Here is a 17,666-nt window from a genome sequence, read left to right on the forward strand (position 1 = left end):
TTTGTTTTTAAAGAATGTTCTCTTGTGGGGACTTCAGGGGTGTTCTTAAAACAAACTCGGTTGCAACCACAGATTTCTAAACTTACCATTGGCATCGTAACGTTCTGCCTGTAGTTGTACATTAAATTTTCTATCTCTTGGGTCATTGCCAACACCAGCAACATACATCCAATTGCCATAATTACTATGTACATCATAATCTAGTAATAGTGATTCAAAATAAGATGCACCAATACGCCAATCTAATTCTAATTCTTTCGCGAAATATGACGCTACATTTTGGCGACCTCTATTGCTCATCCAACCTGTTTCTTTAAGCTCAATCATATTGGCATTAACAAAGTCAGACTGTGTCTCGCCGTTGATCCATTTTTCAATTTGTATTTTGTTTGATGACCACTCGTAATCTTTTTTAAGAATGCCCTCTAGCTTAAAGATTTGGTTGCCATGTTTCAAGGATACATATTTAAAATAGTCGCGCCAAATCAGTTCAAAAATGAGCCAATAGGTCGATTGATTCTTATAATGCTCTTTTTCAAATTGTTTGACATTCCAGTAAATTATTCCGGCAGAAATACTACCATTCGCTAGCCAAGACGAAAACTTTGAGCTATAATCTACACCCACTAAACCATTTCTTGTTTTCTTGTAAAACCCTAACTTTTTAGTGTTAAAGAAATAGTCATTCAAGCGTTTTATGGCTTCAGTCATCCCACCTTTAAAGGGAAATGCCGAATGTGGATGTCTTTGGAAATCTTCAAAACCTAAATCACCCAATGTTGGAATGGTAGTATTGTTATCTATCCTTAAGTTTTCTGTTTGCTTTTCAATTTTCAATTCTTCCCGTATCTCTACATATTTCTCTAATTTCTTTCTAAATACTGTAAATACTTGTGGTGTCTTGTAAATGTTGAAATTGATATCATCAGGATGAAATAAAAATTGATTGTAAATGGGATGCCATGTCACGTCTTCGATTTTAGACTTTACCAAATTCTCGGTATCCACTTCCTCCTGTGTCCATTCGTTTTGCAGAAAAATGTCAGTAACCTGATGTGATTCGCAAATTTTTGGAATTACGACTTCAGGTAAATCGTGGTAAACCAATAAATCAATATTGAGCCTGTGGAGTTGTTCCTTAAGGTCTTGTAGTGTTTCTATTAAAAATTGAGCTCTGAATTTTGCAGTTTTTTTGAATCCAAATGGATTGACCTCAAAATGTTTTGGGTCAAAACAATAGACGCCAAGGACTTCATTGCCATCTTTACAAGCTTCATGCAGAACAGCGTTATCTATAGTCCTTAGATCATTCCTGAACCAAACTAAATGTCTTTTTTCTGCCTTCTGCATTTTTCGCTACAATATTTTACGTTTCCCCAGTCTTTTTCCCATTTCTTTCGCCATGAAAATGGACGCTCGCAAACGGGACATATTTTTTCTGGTAAATGTTGTTTTTTTATGGCTTTCGGCATTTTTAGTTTTAGACCTGCTAGGTATTATAAACCTTCAAGGTCTTTTCATTTTGGTTCTACTAAAGCGTTGATCATCCCTTTAAAAACAAAGGCGTGAAATGGTAGTACCATATACCAATACAATCTTCCCCAGACCCCTTTTGGCCTGAATACAGCGCGTTGATATAACTTGTCTTTAACTATTTTAAATTCTAACCAAGCTTCACCTGGTAGTTTCATTTCAGCAAATAATAACAATCGCTTTTCTTTTTTGTCAGCAAATAAAACGCGCCAAAAGTCTAAAGGATCTCCTGCTTCTAAATAGGTGTCGTGCGTTCGTCCTCTGCGCAAGCCAACACCGCCAAAAAGCTTATCTACATAACCTCTAAGTTTCCAGAGACCGTTAAAACTATACCAACCGTTACGTCCACCAATGCCCCAAATTTGATTGATGGTAAATTCCTCATCTTTTATAGCTCTGGATCGCACATCCTTAAAACAACCGTATTGTGGTAACTCGATATGTTTTGATAATTGATCTTTAAAACGACCACTACTTACAGCATCTTTCCAACTGGATATGACACTATTTTGCTCAATGCGCTGAAACGCTAAATCCACAGCAGTTTTATAAGCCATTGGTTCTATATCGATATGGTTATTGATATCGCTAGGTCTGCCTATAACTTCGACTTTCATGCTATCAACTAAAGCTTGTGCCAACTGAAAGGATGTAGACGTTACAAAGTATAACCAGTAAGAGGACAATTTTGGTGTAAGTACAGGTAAGGTGTAGATGTAACGTTTAAGACCACGTACTTCAGCAAATTGTAACAACATTTCTTTGTATGTCAGTATTTCTGGTCCGAAGATGTCATACGAATTATTATAAAGTTCTTTTTTGCCTAGAGCACCAGACAAATAGGTGAGAACATCCCTAATACCTAAGGGTTGCGTTTTTGTATTCAACCATTTGGGCGTAATCATTACAGGAAGTTTCTCAACAATATCTCTTATGATTTCAAAAGAGGCACTTCCGCTACCAACAATGATTCCTGCTCTAAAGGTTGTTAAGGCGTAATCATCAGATTTTAAAGTTTCTTCAACTTGTAATCTCGATTTTAGATGTTTAGAAAGTGAATCATCATTTACAATACCACTGAGGTAAATAACCTGTTTACAGTTCGTAGCATTAACTAAATTTTTGAAATTAAGCGCGCATTGACGCTCTAAACTTTCAAAATCATCCGCATCTGTTGCCATGGAATGTATGAGGTAATAGGCAACATCAATATCCTTTGGAATTTTATTGGGCTCTGGACTTAAGAAATCCATTTTAATAAAAGAACAGAGTGGGTGTTCTTCAATTTCATCCGGAATACGATTCATATCACGAACACAACAAACAAGCTCGTGCTCAGCTTCTAATAGCTGAAGTGCTAGTCTTTTGGCAATATAGCCTGTTGTGCCTGTAATTAAAATGCGCATTAGCCATTGGTGTTTGCAAACTCTGGTTTTGGACGCTGATATTCTAAACGTGTCTTTAGCTCTGGTACTGCATAACCGTCCAAACCATTTATAGTCGCTACGTTTCCTTTGGATAAGTTGATAAAACCATCTTTTTCTAGTAAGTCATCTGGAACATAGAGCTTTTCAATTTTACCAATTAACAAGATGGTATTGTTGGCTTTTATTGGATATTCTTCTACATAGCTCATTGCCAATTGTATTGGGCATCCCTTTACAAATGGCGCTATAAAGTCATCCTTATATTCTTCTTCTAAAGCCGTAACGTCAAATTCTGAAATAGCAGAATCGTACTTGGCTGATGTGTGGTGAGCATCTTCTAGGATGCCATTATGAATATGGTTCAGCGTATACTTTCCAGAAGTTTTAATATTGTCATAAGTATTTCTTATGACTGTAGTTGGTCTTAAGAAAAAACCGAGTAAACCTGGATTAGATCCTAAATGCGTCACAGAACTAAACACGGCGACATTACAGGTTCCAGTGTCGTCTTTTGTACCAATAAGATTTGCAGATTTATAGCCAGAGCAACTATTTATTAAGTTGATACGATATAAGTGATGCATCTTGTTAATATCATCTAAACTGAATTCTGCCATCTTATAGATTTACAAAATTATTGATTTTTACTTTTTCAGCTTTTAAATCAAACATCAGGTTATATAGTCCAAAGAATGTTCTATTGATGTAAATAAAATGCTTAGAACCTCTGTTGCCATTCATGTTTCTTAACTCTGTACTTTTAGAGTATTTCTGTCCCATTTCTGCCACCTGATTGAAAAATGACGGATTGGAGAAATCAAAAATTTCATTTTGAAAAGGCTGAGTAAATAAGCTCAAAAGTTCATGGAACATGGCCGAGAAAAAAGTGATTTCTTCTTCGGTGTCGTCTGTTCTTAAGATTTCTAATTCATATAATTTTTCCGTAAAAGCCTCAGGATTATCGATGCACTCTTTCTTAGCTAATTCAAAATAAGGTACATAAAAACTATCAGGAATTTCTTTCATGCAGCCAAAGTCCAGAGCAATTAAATCAGCGTCTTCAGAAATTAGGAAATTACCAGGATGTGGATCTGCATGAACTTTTTTCAATTTGTGAATTTGAAACATGTAAAAATCCCATAGCGCCTGTCCAAGCTGATTTGATTTTTCTTGGCTTGTATTATGCGCTACGAATTCCGAAAGATGTTCACCTTTCATATAATCCATAGTTATGATACGTTCAGAAGAAAATTCTTCGTAATACTTTGGAAATTTTAGATTTGGAATATGCTTACAGGCTTCGACAACTGCTTTACTTTGTTCGATTTCTAAAATGTAATTCGTTTCTTCGACAAGTTTATTTTCGACTTCCTTAAAATATTTATCAGAATCTTTTCCTTTGATATTAAACATTTTAATAGCTATTGGCTTAACTAAGGCCAAATCAGATGCGATACTCTCCGCAACTCCAGGATATTGGATTTTCACAGCAAATTTTTTCCCATCCTTTTCTGCAATATGGACTTGTCCAATGCTTGCAGCATTGACTGAAGTTGCGTTGAAAGTATCAAATAGTTCTTCGGGATGTTTTCCGAAATATTTTTTAAATGATTTTATGACTAATGGCGGCGATAATGGAGGCACAGAAAACTGAGACAATGAAAATTTCTCAACATAAGCTTGTGGTAATATGCTTTTTTCCATGCTCAACATTTGAGCCACTTTCAAGGCACTCCCTTTAAGTTTCTTGAGACTGTCATATATATCTTCTGCATTATTTTGGTTGAGACGTTCTTTGGCTTCTTCTTTGGAATTTACCATTTTGTCTCCATAATATTTCAGATAGTTGACGCCAACTTTAGCCCCTGTTGATACAAGTTTGCTGGCTCTAGATATTTTGGTAATTGGTATACTGTCTATGGTCTTCATTTATGCTGAATTTATTTCAGTATTAATTCATATGCATTTTCTCCTTGTACAAAAATTTACCTAGATCAATAAGGCTCTTGTAGGGTGTCGTGTCTATTAAATCGAAACTAGCTCTGACAGACTTTTCTATAAACAAATCCGTTTTCTCAAAACCTGTAGAGGTATCCTCCATCCAAAATTTCATGGTGACGAGTAGTTGTAACCAAGCCGTTTCCTTAAGACTTCTATTCTGAATCTTGGATAATTGTTCTTGTTTTAAATCAATTGTTTTAATATTGAGATGCTCAATGTAATTTGTAAATCTTCTCTTGAGTTGAGATAGTGTTCTAAGTGACTTTAGCGAATTTTTATCACCGCCTAAAGCATGCATAACGTAACTTCTATTGGCTGTTAAGATTTCAAAAAATGTGTAATAAAAACTGAGTAGCTTATTACGTGCATCAAATGTTAAATAATCTTCACTTTTCTCTAAGACTGAATGAGCATTGTCAAAAAAGATTTTAAATATGGACTTTTCTAGCGAGTCGAAAGACGTGAAGAACTCATAGAACTTTTGTTCTTCCATATTATTTGACTTAGCAAACGCATATACAGACTTAGGTTGCTCATCGTGTGTCAATACATAATCCATGTAAGCACTAATGATATCGTTTTGTGAAAATGATTTCTTCTTTGCCATTATAATTGATTTATAATGTAAAGATACGGTTTGTTCAACTATTTTTTAATATGATTGAACAAAATTTAACAAGAATATAGCAATTGGATCCTAATGGATATTAACAGTCATCATCGCAGCAGTTGTCATCTTTAACTAATTTACAACTACTAACGGCCAATAAAGCGCCAATAAAAGGTGCTGTAATATACAGCCATAAATGCTGTAGATTCCCAGAAACTATGGCGGGTGCTATAGACCTAGCAGGATTCATAGAGGCTTTTGTCATTGGGCCAGCAAACATAGCCTCGAGAAGAATAACGGCACCTACCGCAATAGCGGCCATTGTGCCAATTTCTTTACTTCCTGTAGATACATTGATAATAACAACCATTAAAAAGAATGTTAATAATAATTCAAAAATAAAGGCTTTATAAGGCGCAAATCCTTCTGCAGGATAGGTGTGTCCATAGCTGTTACTTTCGGGAAATAAAATCCATAAAATAGCAATTGCTAGAAATGCTCCGGCCGTTTGAAACAAAATATATTTTGGTACATTCTTCCATTCGAATTTTTTAGCAAATGCGAATGCCACGGTTACGGCAGGATTAAAATGTGCACCAGAAATCTCACCAAAGGCATATATCATAGCCATTACTACAAGTCCCCAAGTTGTGGCGACACCGACGTGTGTAATACTTCCTCCCGTAATTTCATTAATGGTCATGGCGCCACAACCGCAAAATACCATGGTAAATGTGCCGATTAACTCTGCTATTTCTTTTCTCATCTTAAATATTTCTTTATTAGGAACTGGATTCTTGTAGTATGCACAGGAATAACAAGCATTAGTCCTTAATCATTGAAAACACATATTTCAATTCCGTTGCAATTTGAAGACTACGTTCTCTATATTTTTCAGCTTGTTGAGGTGTGTTATCAAAGGCTTTGGGGTCTTCAAAAGTCATGGGAATACGTCGCTCTGCTCCAGCAATAAATGGACAACCTTTATCTGCGCTAGAACAGGTCATAATTGCCGCAAACTCTTTAGCGGGATTAAAATCTGCATCAAAAGTCTTTGAAAATCCAATCACGGGATGGGCCGTTTCAGAATATGTAATGGCATACACTGGATTAGCTTCATTGGAAAGCTTTTCGATTTTAAATCCAGAACTTATCAATGCTTCGGCGGCAGATGGAAATAAGGCAGTGGCCTCAGTTCCACCAGAATAGCAAAATACATTGTTAATCTCAAAATAATGCGCTATAGTTTGTGCCCACACTTGCGATAAATGGCTGCGACGTGAGTTATGCGTGCAAATAAAGTTGAGGTTTATGATTGAATCAGTGTTTACCTTATTTTGAATAAAGTCAATCAGCGGTAGTAACAGCTCTTTTCTTGCTGTAGAAATCGAAGAAGTATCTAAGTCTTCAATTTGGATTTTAATAGTTGGGTATGGCATTGTTTCTTTAAATAGGGTCTCCACTAGCCTTGACCTAGCAGAATGAATTAATAATTAGCAGCAACCAGAATCTGGTGAGCAACAAGAGGATTGTTTTTGTAAATCTGAAAGCCTCACTTTTGGTTTTTCACTTGGAATTCCACAGTTGTCTTTTGCCAAACAATCTGTTTGTTTTGTGGTTAAAAGGAAGTTCCTACCATCAAAGTCTAAACCAAATTTACCTATGGTATCGCCTTGATATTCTACTTCAATATCTAAATCGGCAATATTCAATACCTTTTCAGAGAGTTTTATGATGCTTAATAGTTTTTCAGGATGTAATCTGTGATCATAATCATTGGCTTCCCAAAGTTGAAAATTAACAACTTCTTCGTGTCTTAAAGTACCACCACAATCAATAAAGTCTTTAGTGATTTTACCAACTTCCGTGACATGAAAATGATTAGGGACTAATTCTCCATTTGGCAATTGAAACGCAATGGTATCTAGCGTTTTTAATTCTGATTTTATTTCTGATAGTTTCATGATTTTTGGTTTAGCAGCAAGTCATTCTTAATCGATTTATATTCCAGAGTTTTTTTCCAAAGTCCAATGTTAAAAGTAGATGAACAATTCCTAGAATAATAGCACCTGGCAGTATGTTTACAGCAATGAGCTGGACAGTTTCAAAACTAGGATACGTCATAAAATCTGTAGTGTAGGCGATGCTGTTACCTTCAATTTTAATTCGTGCTGCGATTATCAATACAATAGCCGCAAAATGAAAACTATTCGCGAATAGGTGTAGTATATATTCCCATTTTGGTAAACCATTCATAAAGCTTCGGCTTTCTTTTTCAGAATAAGCATCTAGGCCAAGAACAATTAAATCTATGATAACAAAAGCTAAACCGATGCAAAATCCGACTACGCTAGTATCTATGAACAATAACCATACTATTAAAGGGAATAGAATAGCTCTAGCGGTATGTGTTTTATGCTCAAACAAGCTTTCCGATCGATTAAATAATTCATACTTCCATAAATGCAGATATGCACCGTCATAGGTTGCTAAAAGCATAAAAACAATTAAACATGTAACAGACAAAAAGAATAGGATTTCCATAAATATTACTATTTAAAATGCTGCTGGTTTTAACAGCAGTTTATGTTGTTTAAATCTTGATTAAAAAATGCAGTTAATAATTGTTTCATCTTTGACCATTTTTCTTGATTTATGCAATAGCAAACACTTGTGCCTTCAATTTTGCCTCTAATAAGCCCCAAGCTTTTCAGTTCTTTGAGATGTTGTGAGATAGTGGCTTGTGCCAATCCGATTTCATCAACTAGATCACCACAAATACAAGCATTAGCCTTAAAAATTTGTTGTAAGATGGCTACTCTTGCAGGATGTGCAAAGGCTTTTGCTAGAGTTGCAATTTGATTCTGGGTATCGGTGAAAATTTCGCTTTTAGTTAACCCCATAATATTATTTAATTATAATATTGCAATATTACGATTAATAAAGATATGGTCAAAGAATTTATGTCATAAAAATTTACAGGAACGTCCTTTTAAGGATTTCTTAACATATAGGCCTTTAGTTAAGCAGTAACTTTATAGCACTAATAAATAAAACACTTAACACTAGACAAAATGAAGAAATTAGTACTATTTGCATTTGCGTTAACATTAATGTTTTCGGTAAATGCGCAAATTGAAACACCACAACCAAGTCCTTTTTCAAAGATGGAGCAAAAGGTTGGTTTGACTGACGTTACTTTGGAATATTCGCGTCCAAGTATGAAAGGAAGAACAATATTTGGCGATTTAGTGCCATATGGTAAAATGTGGAGAGCAGGAGCTAACAAGAACACTATGGTTACTTTCAGTGATGATGTTACTGTTGGTGGTAGTGAATTGAAAGCTGGTTCTTATGCTATTTTTATTACGCCTGCTGAGAAATCCTGGGAGGTTGTTTTTTATTCAGATACGAATAATTGGGGAACGCCAAGAGAATGGGACGACTCTAAAGTTGCTGCCAAGGTAACAGCTGAAGTTTATGATCTGCCAATGCCGATTGAAACGTATACGATTTCTTTTGATGATCTTACAAGTAGTTCAGGAGTTATAGGTATGATGTGGGAAAAGGCATATGTAGGCGTCAAGTTTGAAGTTCCTACAGATAAAAAAGTGTCTGCTTCTATAGATAAAACTATGGCTGGACCTTCTGCTAATGATTATTACGCCGCAGCGGTTTATAATCTTTCTGAAGGTAAGGATTTAGACAAAGCGAAGATGTGGATGGATAAGGCGATGTCAATGCTTGAGAATCCTGGTTTCTGGCAGTTAAGACAACAATCTTTGTTGTATGCTAAAATGGGTGATAAGAAAAATGCAATTGCTACTGCTAAAAAATCACTTGCTGGTGCTGAAAAAGCTGAAAACGCAGATTACATAAAGATGAACAAAGCATCCTTAAAAGAATGGGGAGCAATGTAATTTTTAGATTATGAAGTTATAAAAGCGCAACTCATTGAGTTGTGCTTTTTATTTGTACTTAAGATTAATATTTCGTCTTACCTTATCTAAACTGGAAATAAGCTCCAGACTGCGCTCAAATGTCATGATGTCACTTTCTGTTTTGCCATCTCTTAGCAATTGATTGAAATGCTCAATTTCATAGCTATAACCAATAGTCTTATAATCAAAAGTCTTAAGTTTGGAATTACCAAGTTGGTCAATTAACTTGACAGTACTTGGCTGATGAAATTGACCATTAATTTTAATTGTACCATATTCGCAATAAAAGATAGCTTCAGTTTTAGTTTCCTCGAGTAATGTACTTTTTAGAATGGCCTCTGAATTGGGATAACTAAAAACGATATCACATTTTGAATCTGCTCCGGTTGGGAAGTAAACCGCTTTAGCCTCAATTGTGGTTGGTATGCCCATAGTAGAAAGTGCCGCAAATATGGGATAAATACCAATATCCAACAAGCTTCCTCCACCAACAGATTTATCAAATAGCCTTGATGACTCTTCATAATGAGGATGGAATCCAAAGTCTGCTTCTAACTTTAATATTTTACCGAAATGCGCTTCTTGCAATAGTTCTAAAACATATTGGAAGTGTGGTAAAAAAGCAGTCCACATGGCTTCCATAAGTAAGATGTTTTTTTGTTTTGAAAGCCTGATCATATCCTCAACTTCTTGAAGATTCATGGCAAAAGGCTTTTCGCATAATACAGACTTATTATGATTTAGGCAAAGTAAGGTGTGGGCTTTATGAAAACTATGAGGAGTCGCTATGTATATCGCATCGATATTGTCATCAGCAGCTAAGTCCTCATAATTTCCAAAAGCCTTTTCTGCTTTATACTGTGATTTGAAAGCTTCGGCCTTTTGTAAATGTCTTGAGGCAATACCATAAAGTTTGCAATTATGGATTGAATTTAAATCCTCAGCAAATTTTGAAGCGATTTTTCCCGCTCCGATAATTCCCCAATGAATTACTTTAGGCTTCATTAGTTGATTTTGGTAATATGGTTTGTAATAGGTGAGCAACAAGAATAACTACCACACACCCAATTAAATTAAGCCATAAGTAAGGCATATTAATGATGTCTGCGTTATCTAAAAAGTAAAGGGCAATTATGACTAGTTGTGTTATAAGAGCACCAATAAACACTGCATTACCTTTGATGTGCTTGAAGAAAAATGCCAATAGGAAAATGCCCAATACATTACCGTAAAAAATGGAGCCAATAATATTTACAAGTTGAATTAAATTTTCGGCAAGATTAGCAAAACAAGCAATAATTATGGCTATAATTCCCCATCCAAAAGTAAACCACTTAGTCATATTAACCATATGTGTTTCACCTTTATCTTCCTTGAGATTTCTACCGTATAAATCTATAGCAGTAATTGTTGCCAGTGCATTTATTTCTGAAGCTGTTGAGGACATGGCTGCGGACAAGATTACGGCAAGAAGTAGACCTATAAGACCTGTAGGCAAATGGTTCAGTATAAAACGAATGAACATATAATCCCTATCGTTGGTCTGTGTATCCTTGGCCGAATCTTTATATAAGTTTTTTAGTGCTTCAGATTTCTCTTTATATTCGGTACTTTCAGTATTACTGCTTAGTGTAGCAACTTCATTTTTAAGTGTGTTGTATTCCGAAGTATATTCGGGATCAATGGCTTTTTTAATTAAAAATTTAGACTCCAGTCTATAAGATTTTTCAATACTGTCAATGGTAAAAAGTTGCTGCTTTGTAGCCGGATTTTCATTTTTAGAATACTCTAAACTTAATCTTTGTTTCATGTCGAAAAGCTCAGCTTGCTTCGCTTGAAGTGCTTTATAATCATTACCATATTCCGATGCTAATACGGTCTGTGTTGACGCATCAATAAAATTTAAAGGTGATGGATTAAATTGGTAAAACACAAATACCATAACACCAACTAAGAGAATAAAGAATTGCATTGGCACTTTCAGTAAACCGTTAAAAAGTAGTCCCATTTGCATTTCTCTCATCGATTTACCGGAAAGGTAGCGTTGTACCTGACTTTGATCTGTCCCGAAATAAGAAAGCATTAAAAAGGTACCTCCAATAAGTCCGGTCCAAACCGTGTATCTGTTTTCTAAATCAAACGAAAAGTCTAAAACTTCCATTTTTCCAGTAGCACCAGCAATATCTATGGCATCTGCAAAAGAAACTTCATCGGGAATAAGATTAATAATGATTAACAGAGCAGCAATCATACCGGCAAAAATCACGAACATCTGTTGTTTCTGGGTAACAGTAACTGCCTTTGTGCCACCAGAAACCGTATATATGATTACTAAAACTCCAATTACAATATTAAGGGTAACAATATTCCATCCCAATACGACAGATAGGATTATTGCAGGAGCAAAAATTGTAATGCCAGCTGCTAAGCCACGTTGTATTAAAAATAGAATGGCCGTGAGGCTTCTGGTTTTTAAATCGAATCGATTCTCGAGGAATTCGTAGGCTGTATAAACTTTAAGGCGATGGTATAGTGGAATAAACACCAAACAAATAATGACCATAGCGATTGGCAAACCGAAGTAAAATTGCACAAAACCCATGCCATCGGAAAAGGCTTGACCTGTTGTAGATAAGAATGTTATTGCGCTAGCTTGAGTGGCCATTACAGACAGACCAATGGTCCACCATTTTGAGGTATTACCGCCTCTTACATAATCCTGAACATTTTTACTTCCTCTGGTCTTCCAGGTGCCATAGCCAACAATCGTAGCCAAGGTGGTAATAAGAACCGTCCAATCAATCCAATCTAAAGTCTGCTGCATAAATTTAAGCGAATGATGCTGTTATAAAGTAAAAAAGTACAATGTATATGGCGTTGGCGATTAATACAATCGTGTACAATTTATCCCATTTCTGTTTTTGCTGCGGTTGGTCATTCATTTAGTTGTCGGTTTTAGTTTTTGAGTGTTGTTTTATCCTCTTTTCCTGCCGAAAGCATATTGGCAAAAAGGCGATAAGCTCCAGAAACACCGGCGGGGAATTCCCTGAAAAAACTCAACCCAGTGTAGATGTAATTACCTTTCCCATATTTGGCTACTAGTAGGCTACCTTGCTTAGAATCTTCACCTTTATCATTCATTGCTAATAGTGGTGTAAAGTCTTCTGACCATTGGTTAGGGAAGTACAAACCACGTTCTTGCACCCAGCCTTCAAAATCTTGAGTAGTTATTTTATTTGGGAAATTAAGAAGAGGATGATTGGGGTCTAAAATGCTCACGTCAGCACTTTCATCCGTCACTCGATCTCTTGATAATTGTAGGGTGTATGGTGCGATGTTGTCCGTTTTAATGCGTCTACTAGTATTGTATTGTACAATCATGTTACCACCTTCTTTAACATAGTCTAACAAGAATTTTTGTTTGAATTTTAATTCATCCAAAATATTATAAGCTCTAATACCAACAACAACAGCATCAAAATTTACTAGATTTTCTGCTGAAATTTGTTCTGGTTCAATAACAGTGACATTATAGCCTATTTGACGTAAACTTTCAGGAACCACATCACCTGCACCTTCGATGTAACCGATGTTATTTCCTCGCTTTTCAATATCTAATCTTACGACCTTACTTACACTTGGCATCAACACGCTTTGGTAAGGAATGTGCGCATAATCGATCTCTATCAATTCATCAGTGTAAAACTCGTCATTAAAGTTTACCATTGGTGTAATTAAACCCTCACTTTGATTTTTTGGTGGAATAACTGTAAATACTAATTTTTGAATATCACCCTTATTGGCAATTTCAATTTTTTGCTTTTGTGGATAGACGCTCCAATCATTCGGATATGCCATTTCAACATAGCCCTCAACAGCATCTCTACTTGCTCTAACAATAACTTCAATATCCTTTTGCTGATCGTTTTCAAAAATAAACACTTTGTCTGCTAAGCTTGCTGACACTGGCGGAACAATCTCAAAGGGTCTGTACAGTTCACCTTTGTCAGGCTTCGAATAGCGATAGACCACAGGCTTCGTTATCGTAATTGGTGTTCCTTGAATATTAAGGTTGAAGTCTACAAACACGGCTCTTGGTGTTTCAGGAAGCCCTATCCACTCAGGATTGTCAACATGATACATGCCTAAGGTGCTTTTTTTGTTAAGCCAATAAGGTGTGGTGTAGTTTATATCTTTTGGAATATTGATACCTTCGTCAAAGTTTAAACGTTGATTCTTCGACATTTCCATATTCTTTGAGATGCCCGTGTTTAAAGTCGATAAATTGAAGGATAACAGATCGATTTTTGCATCACTTCTATTTAGTGCTTCAATACGCAAGCCTACTGTAGACTCTGGTGACGCTTGAGGCGTATCAGCGGAAACTTCTATGTATAAACCAGCGCAAGCTTCAATAATACTTTTTAGTTCTTTGGTCTTAATGATCTTCCAGTGTCCGTCTTTCACATTTAGTAGCAGTTTATAAGCTTCTAAAAGTTGAGGTAGGTGAGAGGCAGGATTCACGAAATTAAAGTTGGATTCAATGGTATTGAGAATATTGCCAATAGCTTGCCCATCTTTAATTCTATTCCAAGAGGTGTCGATACCAGCAAATACATCATTGCTGTCATCTAAAGGGTCGCCTTTAAGAAATTCAATGTACTCGTCTTGTGTGCCACGAGTCGTAAGTCGACCAAAACCTTGACATAGATGTTGACTACTCGCTAGGGATGCTACCTCGTTATTAGATAAACCTTTTGACGGGTAGTACACGCCAATATCAAAACTTAGCATATTGCTTTTATCAATTTTATCGAATGCTTCTCTACTCCCATAACGCCACCAAGAGGTGTTGTAAAATAAACGTTTGGGCTGCCAAGTTTCTGTTCTTTCTAATTGTGAAGTATATTTTGTTGGATCATTTGCGAGATCAAATGCTTCCATACTTAACATGGCAGAGCTTGTATGGTGACCGTGTGTTTGGCCTGCGCGTCTATGATCGAATCGGTTAATGATAATATCTGGTTTAAACTCGCGAATGGCCCAAACCACATCGGAAAGTACGTCGTCCTTATTCCAGATCTCCAAGGTTTCATCTGGGTGTTTGGAATAGCCAAAATCGTTGGCTCTGGTAAAGCGTTGTTCCCCACCATCGACACGTCTAGCGGCTAGGAGTTCTTGGGTTCTAATCACACCAAGGAGCTCCCTGATTTCAGGTCCAATAAGATTCTGTCCACCATCACCACGTGTTAATGACAAATAGGCTGTACGTGCCTTAACATGGTTGGACATGTACGAAATTAAGCGTGTATTTTCATCATCTGGATGTGCTGCGATATATAATACCGAGCCTAAAACATTGAGTTTTTGGATGGCTTCGTAAATCTCTGAGGAATTTAGTTTTTTTGGTTGTTGTGCTGGTAAAGAAACTATAGTGCCTAGGAGTAGTAAAAGGCAAAGTTTGATGTGGCGCATTGTATGTGTTAGTTAGTTGCTTCCCAAATATATAAAAGTCAACGTTTTTGACCTTAGTTTTAGGTTTTGTTTAACGGTTATCGTTTTATTCAACGTAGCCACTTTTTCCGCTTAAAATAAAACAACAATCCAACAAACATTAAGAGCATGACACCAAGCAGTACAAAATAGCCATAACGATATTCTAGTTCGGGAATGTATTTAAAATTCATACCGTAGAGTCCTGCGAGAAAGGTGAGTGGTATAAAAATAGAAGACATTATGGTTAGAACTTTCATGACCTCGTTCATCTTGTTACTAATGGTGGTCATGTACATATCCATTAAACTCCAGATCATTTCACGATAAATATCTATATTTTCTGACACTTGAATTAAATGATCATAAACATCTCTGTAATAAGTGATTGTGCGCTTATAAATTAAACGATGCTCACCTTTTTCAATACGACTTATAATTTCACGTAATGGAAAGATCGCACGACGTACTTTTAGAATTTCACGTTTTAACTGTTGCACTTCCACATTGATATCTTCACGAGCATTTCCTGTGAATAATTCTGTCTCCAAATCCTCAATCTTATTGCCCAAGGTTTCGATGATGCTGAAGTAATTATCTACAACCGCATCAATAAGTGCATACATTAAGTAATCGGATTTTAAACCTCGAATTCTACCATTTGCATAACGCAATCGATCTCTAATGTGTCCAAATACATCACCTTCGGATTCTTGAAAAGTCAATACATAATTTTTACCCAAAACCAAACACACTTGTTCTATAACAATATTTTCTTTATCATCGTAATAGAGCATTTTTAATACCACAAAGAGGTAATCATCGTAAATGTCAATTTTTGGTCTTTGAGTGGTGTTTACGATATCCTCAAGCACCAAAGGATGCAAGTCGTATTGTTTGCCAATCGCTTCAATTTTATCAGTGTGCTTTAAGCCATCGACATTAATCCAGGTGACAGAATCGGTATCTTTATAATTAATGACATCTTCAATATTTAAAAGAATTGATTCTTCAATATTTTCCTTGGTATAATCGAAGCATTCTAAATGAAAGTCTTTATCGGATTTTTTACCAGTATAGACCAGAGTGCCTGGTACTTGTCCTATATGTTTTTTGTACTCTTCGGTACGTTTCTTTTTAGCGCTTTTTCTAACCATATTTAAAGAATACTGCTATCATCTAGTGCGTCTTTCTCCATTAAAGTTACTGCTTTTTGAAGAATAAGATTATTGGGATAGGTAACCAGATCGCCATTATCTTCTCTTAAGATAAGCTGAAACGCTCTTATGTCCTCAATGATAGCTTCTACTGGATAGTCTTTGTCATGGATTTTAATTTTGTCGCCTACTTTATAAGGAAACGAAAAGAACATGATTACACCAGAAGTAACGTTGCTGAGAATAGACCATATAGCGAAGAGTGCAATACCAATAACAGCAAAAACAGATGAAAACACCAAGGTGATATCATTGGTGTCGGCACCAAGGATAAAAGCTTCAATAAGCAGGCCTATTAAAAATATAGTGACGGTTGCATAGCGCCCAATTAAATTGGCTCTTGCTTCCGTAGTACCGCTTTTCTTTCCTATTTTCTTTACGGTAATAACAATAATTGCCCTAATCACTAGAAGGACAATGAGCAGAAATGCTGTATAAATAATTTCCGTTCTATAACTGTTAAAGACATCTGACATGCTAAAGCGAATTTGGCTCTAACAAATATAACTTTAATTTATTGCAATTTTAGTGTTACTCTAAGGTCTTCATCTGCATTACTATTTTTACTCCAATAGGGAGAAGTAATAGATTCTAACTTAGTTGCTTTCGTTTTTAGGGTCTGTGCAGATGAACCATAACCACTTACTGATATCTCTTCCCAACCGTTTATTTCAAACGGAAACTGGGGATTGAATTGAATTTTTAACGTCCTATTTAGATCAGGATATGATAAAGTGTAAGTCCCATTGTCTAAACTTGCAATCGCTTTGTAGGCTTTAATAGCTTTATGCCTTAATCTGGTATATTCTAATGATGGAATAATATCTATTTCTCCTGTAGGCAAACTTTTTGGGTCGATACGCAATTTTGTCCATAGCTCATTTTCTGTCCAAGTCTTCTCAATGTTGAAATTTTGATCTGCTTCATTTTGAAAGTAGGAGTGAGACATGATTTCAAAATCCCTGCGATTATTCAGCTGTGTATAAACATGTCCGCACCATTCTTGTATCGAAGCTGAAACTTTTATAGCATGTTCATTATTGACCACAGGATAAAATGTGCTTTGCATAATGGAATATGGATAAATACCAGTGTTAAAATTTTTGGTAGCGTTCAATTTTAAAACAGGTGTATTTTTCTTACTATAAGTATCTGCTTTGACTTGTTCTCCTGGAAGAAAATCCTCTGTCACAAAAACCATTACAGCTGTACCATCTCGCATTTCGCCATAACGCGCTTGTTCTAATTTGTAGGATGTGATTTCAGCTTCACCATTGTACCAATAGTCTTTAAACTCCTTTGAGAGCATAGTTTTTGGAAGAATAGTTTCTGCTTTGGTTTCAGATATGGCTAGAGTTTCTGAAGTTTCGGATTTACTTTCTTTGCAGGAATTTATAATAAGGAATGATAAGCATAATAAAAAAGATAGCTTCTTCATAGTATG

Annotated in this window: 18 protein-coding genes; 1 reads left to right on the top strand and 17 read right to left on the bottom strand. The window is 35.8% G+C overall.

What is annotated here, in order from left to right:
* Positions 1-45: 45 nt before the first annotated feature.
* The 11 genes from H7F21_RS13905 to H7F21_RS13955 form a co-directional block, all read right to left on the bottom strand.
* Positions 46-1,350 carry a DASH family cryptochrome gene (locus H7F21_RS13905; protein WP_185789902.1) on the bottom strand — a complete coding sequence of 435 codons (1,305 nt, stop codon included), beginning with the start codon at positions 1,348-1,350 and terminating at the stop codon, positions 46-48.
* Positions 1,323-1,460, bottom strand: coding sequence for a DUF2256 domain-containing protein (locus tag H7F21_RS13910; RefSeq protein ID WP_282043539.1), 138 nt, complete (start codon positions 1,458-1,460; stop codon positions 1,323-1,325). Before H7F21_RS13910 ends, H7F21_RS13905 begins: the two co-directional genes overlap by 28 nt.
* Before the next feature lie 57 nt (positions 1,461-1,517).
* A complete protein-coding gene (locus H7F21_RS13915; protein WP_185789904.1) occupies positions 1,518-2,939 on the bottom strand; it encodes an SDR family oxidoreductase in 1,422 nt (473 codons plus the stop codon).
* Positions 2,939-3,577, bottom strand: coding sequence for a flavin reductase family protein (locus H7F21_RS13920; protein ID WP_185789905.1), 639 nt, complete (start codon positions 3,575-3,577; stop codon positions 2,939-2,941). The genes H7F21_RS13915 and H7F21_RS13920 overlap by 1 nt, the downstream gene beginning before the upstream one ends.
* 1 nt (position 3,578) lies before the next feature.
* Entirely contained in the window at positions 3,579-4,889 is a 1,311-nt protein-coding gene (locus H7F21_RS13925) for an ABC1 kinase family protein (RefSeq protein WP_185789906.1), read from the bottom strand.
* 22 nt (positions 4,890-4,911) lie between these two features.
* A complete protein-coding gene (locus tag H7F21_RS13930) occupies positions 4,912-5,568 on the bottom strand; it encodes a TetR family transcriptional regulator C-terminal domain-containing protein (RefSeq protein ID WP_185789907.1) in 657 nt (218 codons plus the stop codon).
* 100 nt (positions 5,569-5,668) lie between these two features.
* The gene (locus tag H7F21_RS13935; protein WP_185789908.1) at positions 5,669-6,337 is read right to left on the bottom strand and encodes an MIP/aquaporin family protein; all 669 of its coding nucleotides are present in this window, start codon (positions 6,335-6,337) and stop codon (positions 5,669-5,671) included.
* 58 nt (positions 6,338-6,395) lie between these two features.
* A complete protein-coding gene (locus H7F21_RS13940) occupies positions 6,396-7,010 on the bottom strand; it encodes an arsenate-mycothiol transferase ArsC (protein ID WP_185789909.1) in 615 nt (204 codons plus the stop codon).
* A 54-nt stretch (positions 7,011-7,064) separates the two neighbouring features.
* Complete coding sequence (locus H7F21_RS13945) at positions 7,065-7,535, bottom strand: DUF6428 family protein (protein WP_185789910.1); 471 nt, start codon at positions 7,533-7,535, stop codon at positions 7,065-7,067.
* Positions 7,536-7,545: 10 nt separating this feature from the next.
* On the bottom strand, positions 7,546-8,115 hold the full coding sequence (locus tag H7F21_RS13950) for a hypothetical protein (RefSeq protein ID WP_185789911.1): 570 nt from the start codon (positions 8,113-8,115) through the stop codon (positions 7,546-7,548).
* 29 nt (positions 8,116-8,144) lie between these two features.
* Positions 8,145-8,474, bottom strand: coding sequence for an ArsR/SmtB family transcription factor (locus H7F21_RS13955; RefSeq protein WP_185789912.1), 330 nt, complete (start codon positions 8,472-8,474; stop codon positions 8,145-8,147).
* 171 nt (positions 8,475-8,645) lie between these two features.
* On the opposite strand from H7F21_RS13955, the gene H7F21_RS13960 reads away from it, so the two are divergent.
* Positions 8,646-9,491 carry a DUF2911 domain-containing protein gene (locus H7F21_RS13960; protein WP_185789913.1) on the top strand — a complete coding sequence of 282 codons (846 nt, stop codon included), beginning with the start codon at positions 8,646-8,648 and terminating at the stop codon, positions 9,489-9,491.
* Positions 9,492-9,539: 48 nt separating this feature from the next.
* Here the strand turns inward: H7F21_RS13960 and H7F21_RS13965 are convergent, their stop codons facing one another.
* The 6 genes from H7F21_RS13965 to H7F21_RS13990 form a co-directional block, all read right to left on the bottom strand.
* Complete coding sequence (locus H7F21_RS13965; protein WP_185789914.1) at positions 9,540-10,517, bottom strand: Gfo/Idh/MocA family protein; 978 nt, start codon at positions 10,515-10,517, stop codon at positions 9,540-9,542.
* Positions 10,507-12,336 (bottom strand): sodium:solute symporter family protein, encoded by a 1,830-nt coding sequence (locus H7F21_RS13970; RefSeq protein ID WP_185789915.1) that lies wholly within the window; start codon positions 12,334-12,336, stop codon positions 10,507-10,509. Before H7F21_RS13970 ends, H7F21_RS13965 begins: the two co-directional genes overlap by 11 nt.
* Positions 12,337-12,467: 131 nt before the next feature.
* Positions 12,468-14,987: a PIG-L family deacetylase gene (locus H7F21_RS13975; protein ID WP_185789916.1), complete on the bottom strand. Its 2,520-nt coding sequence runs from the start codon at positions 14,985-14,987 to the stop codon at positions 12,468-12,470.
* Positions 14,988-15,076: 89 nt separating this feature from the next.
* Positions 15,077-16,162, bottom strand: a complete 1,086-nt coding sequence (corA, locus tag H7F21_RS13980) for a magnesium/cobalt transporter CorA (RefSeq protein WP_185789917.1) — start codon at positions 16,160-16,162, stop codon at positions 15,077-15,079.
* Between the two features lie 2 nt (positions 16,163-16,164).
* On the bottom strand, positions 16,165-16,698 hold the full coding sequence (locus tag H7F21_RS13985; RefSeq protein WP_185789918.1) for a mechanosensitive ion channel domain-containing protein: 534 nt from the start codon (positions 16,696-16,698) through the stop codon (positions 16,165-16,167).
* Between the two features lie 38 nt (positions 16,699-16,736).
* Positions 16,737-17,660: a septum formation inhibitor Maf gene (locus H7F21_RS13990; protein ID WP_185789919.1), complete on the bottom strand. Its 924-nt coding sequence runs from the start codon at positions 17,658-17,660 to the stop codon at positions 16,737-16,739.
* Positions 17,661-17,666 lie beyond the last annotated feature (6 nt).

The sequence above is a fragment of the Winogradskyella flava genome, from assembly GCF_014243395.1.
In the GTDB taxonomy this organism is placed as follows: domain Bacteria; phylum Bacteroidota; class Bacteroidia; order Flavobacteriales; family Flavobacteriaceae; genus Winogradskyella; species Winogradskyella flava.

What these genes read in the sequence shown, in the direction of transcription:
- H7F21_RS13985 (WP_185789918.1), bottom strand. Translation starts at nt 16,698, where the DNA reads ATGTCAGATGTCTTTAACAGTTATAGAACGGAAATTATTTATACAGCA.
- H7F21_RS13920 (WP_185789905.1), bottom strand. Translation starts at nt 3,577, where the DNA reads ATGGCAGAATTCAGTTTAGATGATATTAACAAGATGCATCACTTATAT.
- H7F21_RS13955 (WP_185789912.1), bottom strand. Translation starts at nt 8,474, where the DNA reads ATGGGGTTAACTAAAAGCGAAATTTTCACCGATACCCAGAATCAAATT.
- H7F21_RS13960 (WP_185789913.1), top strand. Translation starts at nt 8,646, where the DNA reads ATGAAGAAATTAGTACTATTTGCATTTGCGTTAACATTAATGTTTTCG.
- corA (WP_185789917.1), bottom strand. Translation starts at nt 16,162, where the DNA reads ATGGTTAGAAAAAGCGCTAAAAAGAAACGTACCGAAGAGTACAAAAAA.
- H7F21_RS13975 (WP_185789916.1), bottom strand. Translation starts at nt 14,987, where the DNA reads ATGCGCCACATCAAACTTTGCCTTTTACTACTCCTAGGCACTATAGTT.
- H7F21_RS13905 (WP_185789902.1), bottom strand. Translation starts at nt 1,350, where the DNA reads ATGCAGAAGGCAGAAAAAAGACATTTAGTTTGGTTCAGGAATGATCTA.
- H7F21_RS13945 (WP_185789910.1), bottom strand. Translation starts at nt 7,535, where the DNA reads ATGAAACTATCAGAAATAAAATCAGAATTAAAAACGCTAGATACCATT.
- H7F21_RS13950 (WP_185789911.1), bottom strand. Translation starts at nt 8,115, where the DNA reads ATGGAAATCCTATTCTTTTTGTCTGTTACATGTTTAATTGTTTTTATG.
- H7F21_RS13915 (WP_185789904.1), bottom strand. Translation starts at nt 2,939, where the DNA reads ATGCGCATTTTAATTACAGGCACAACAGGCTATATTGCCAAAAGACTA.
- H7F21_RS13990 (WP_185789919.1), bottom strand. Translation starts at nt 17,660, where the DNA reads ATGAAGAAGCTATCTTTTTTATTATGCTTATCATTCCTTATTATAAAT.
- H7F21_RS13970 (WP_185789915.1), bottom strand. Translation starts at nt 12,336, where the DNA reads ATGCAGCAGACTTTAGATTGGATTGATTGGACGGTTCTTATTACCACC.
- H7F21_RS13930 (WP_185789907.1), bottom strand. Translation starts at nt 5,568, where the DNA reads ATGGCAAAGAAGAAATCATTTTCACAAAACGATATCATTAGTGCTTAC.
- H7F21_RS13965 (WP_185789914.1), bottom strand. Translation starts at nt 10,517, where the DNA reads ATGAAGCCTAAAGTAATTCATTGGGGAATTATCGGAGCGGGAAAAATC.
- H7F21_RS13940 (WP_185789909.1), bottom strand. Translation starts at nt 7,010, where the DNA reads ATGCCATACCCAACTATTAAAATCCAAATTGAAGACTTAGATACTTCT.
- H7F21_RS13925 (WP_185789906.1), bottom strand. Translation starts at nt 4,889, where the DNA reads ATGAAGACCATAGACAGTATACCAATTACCAAAATATCTAGAGCCAGC.
- H7F21_RS13935 (WP_185789908.1), bottom strand. Translation starts at nt 6,337, where the DNA reads ATGAGAAAAGAAATAGCAGAGTTAATCGGCACATTTACCATGGTATTT.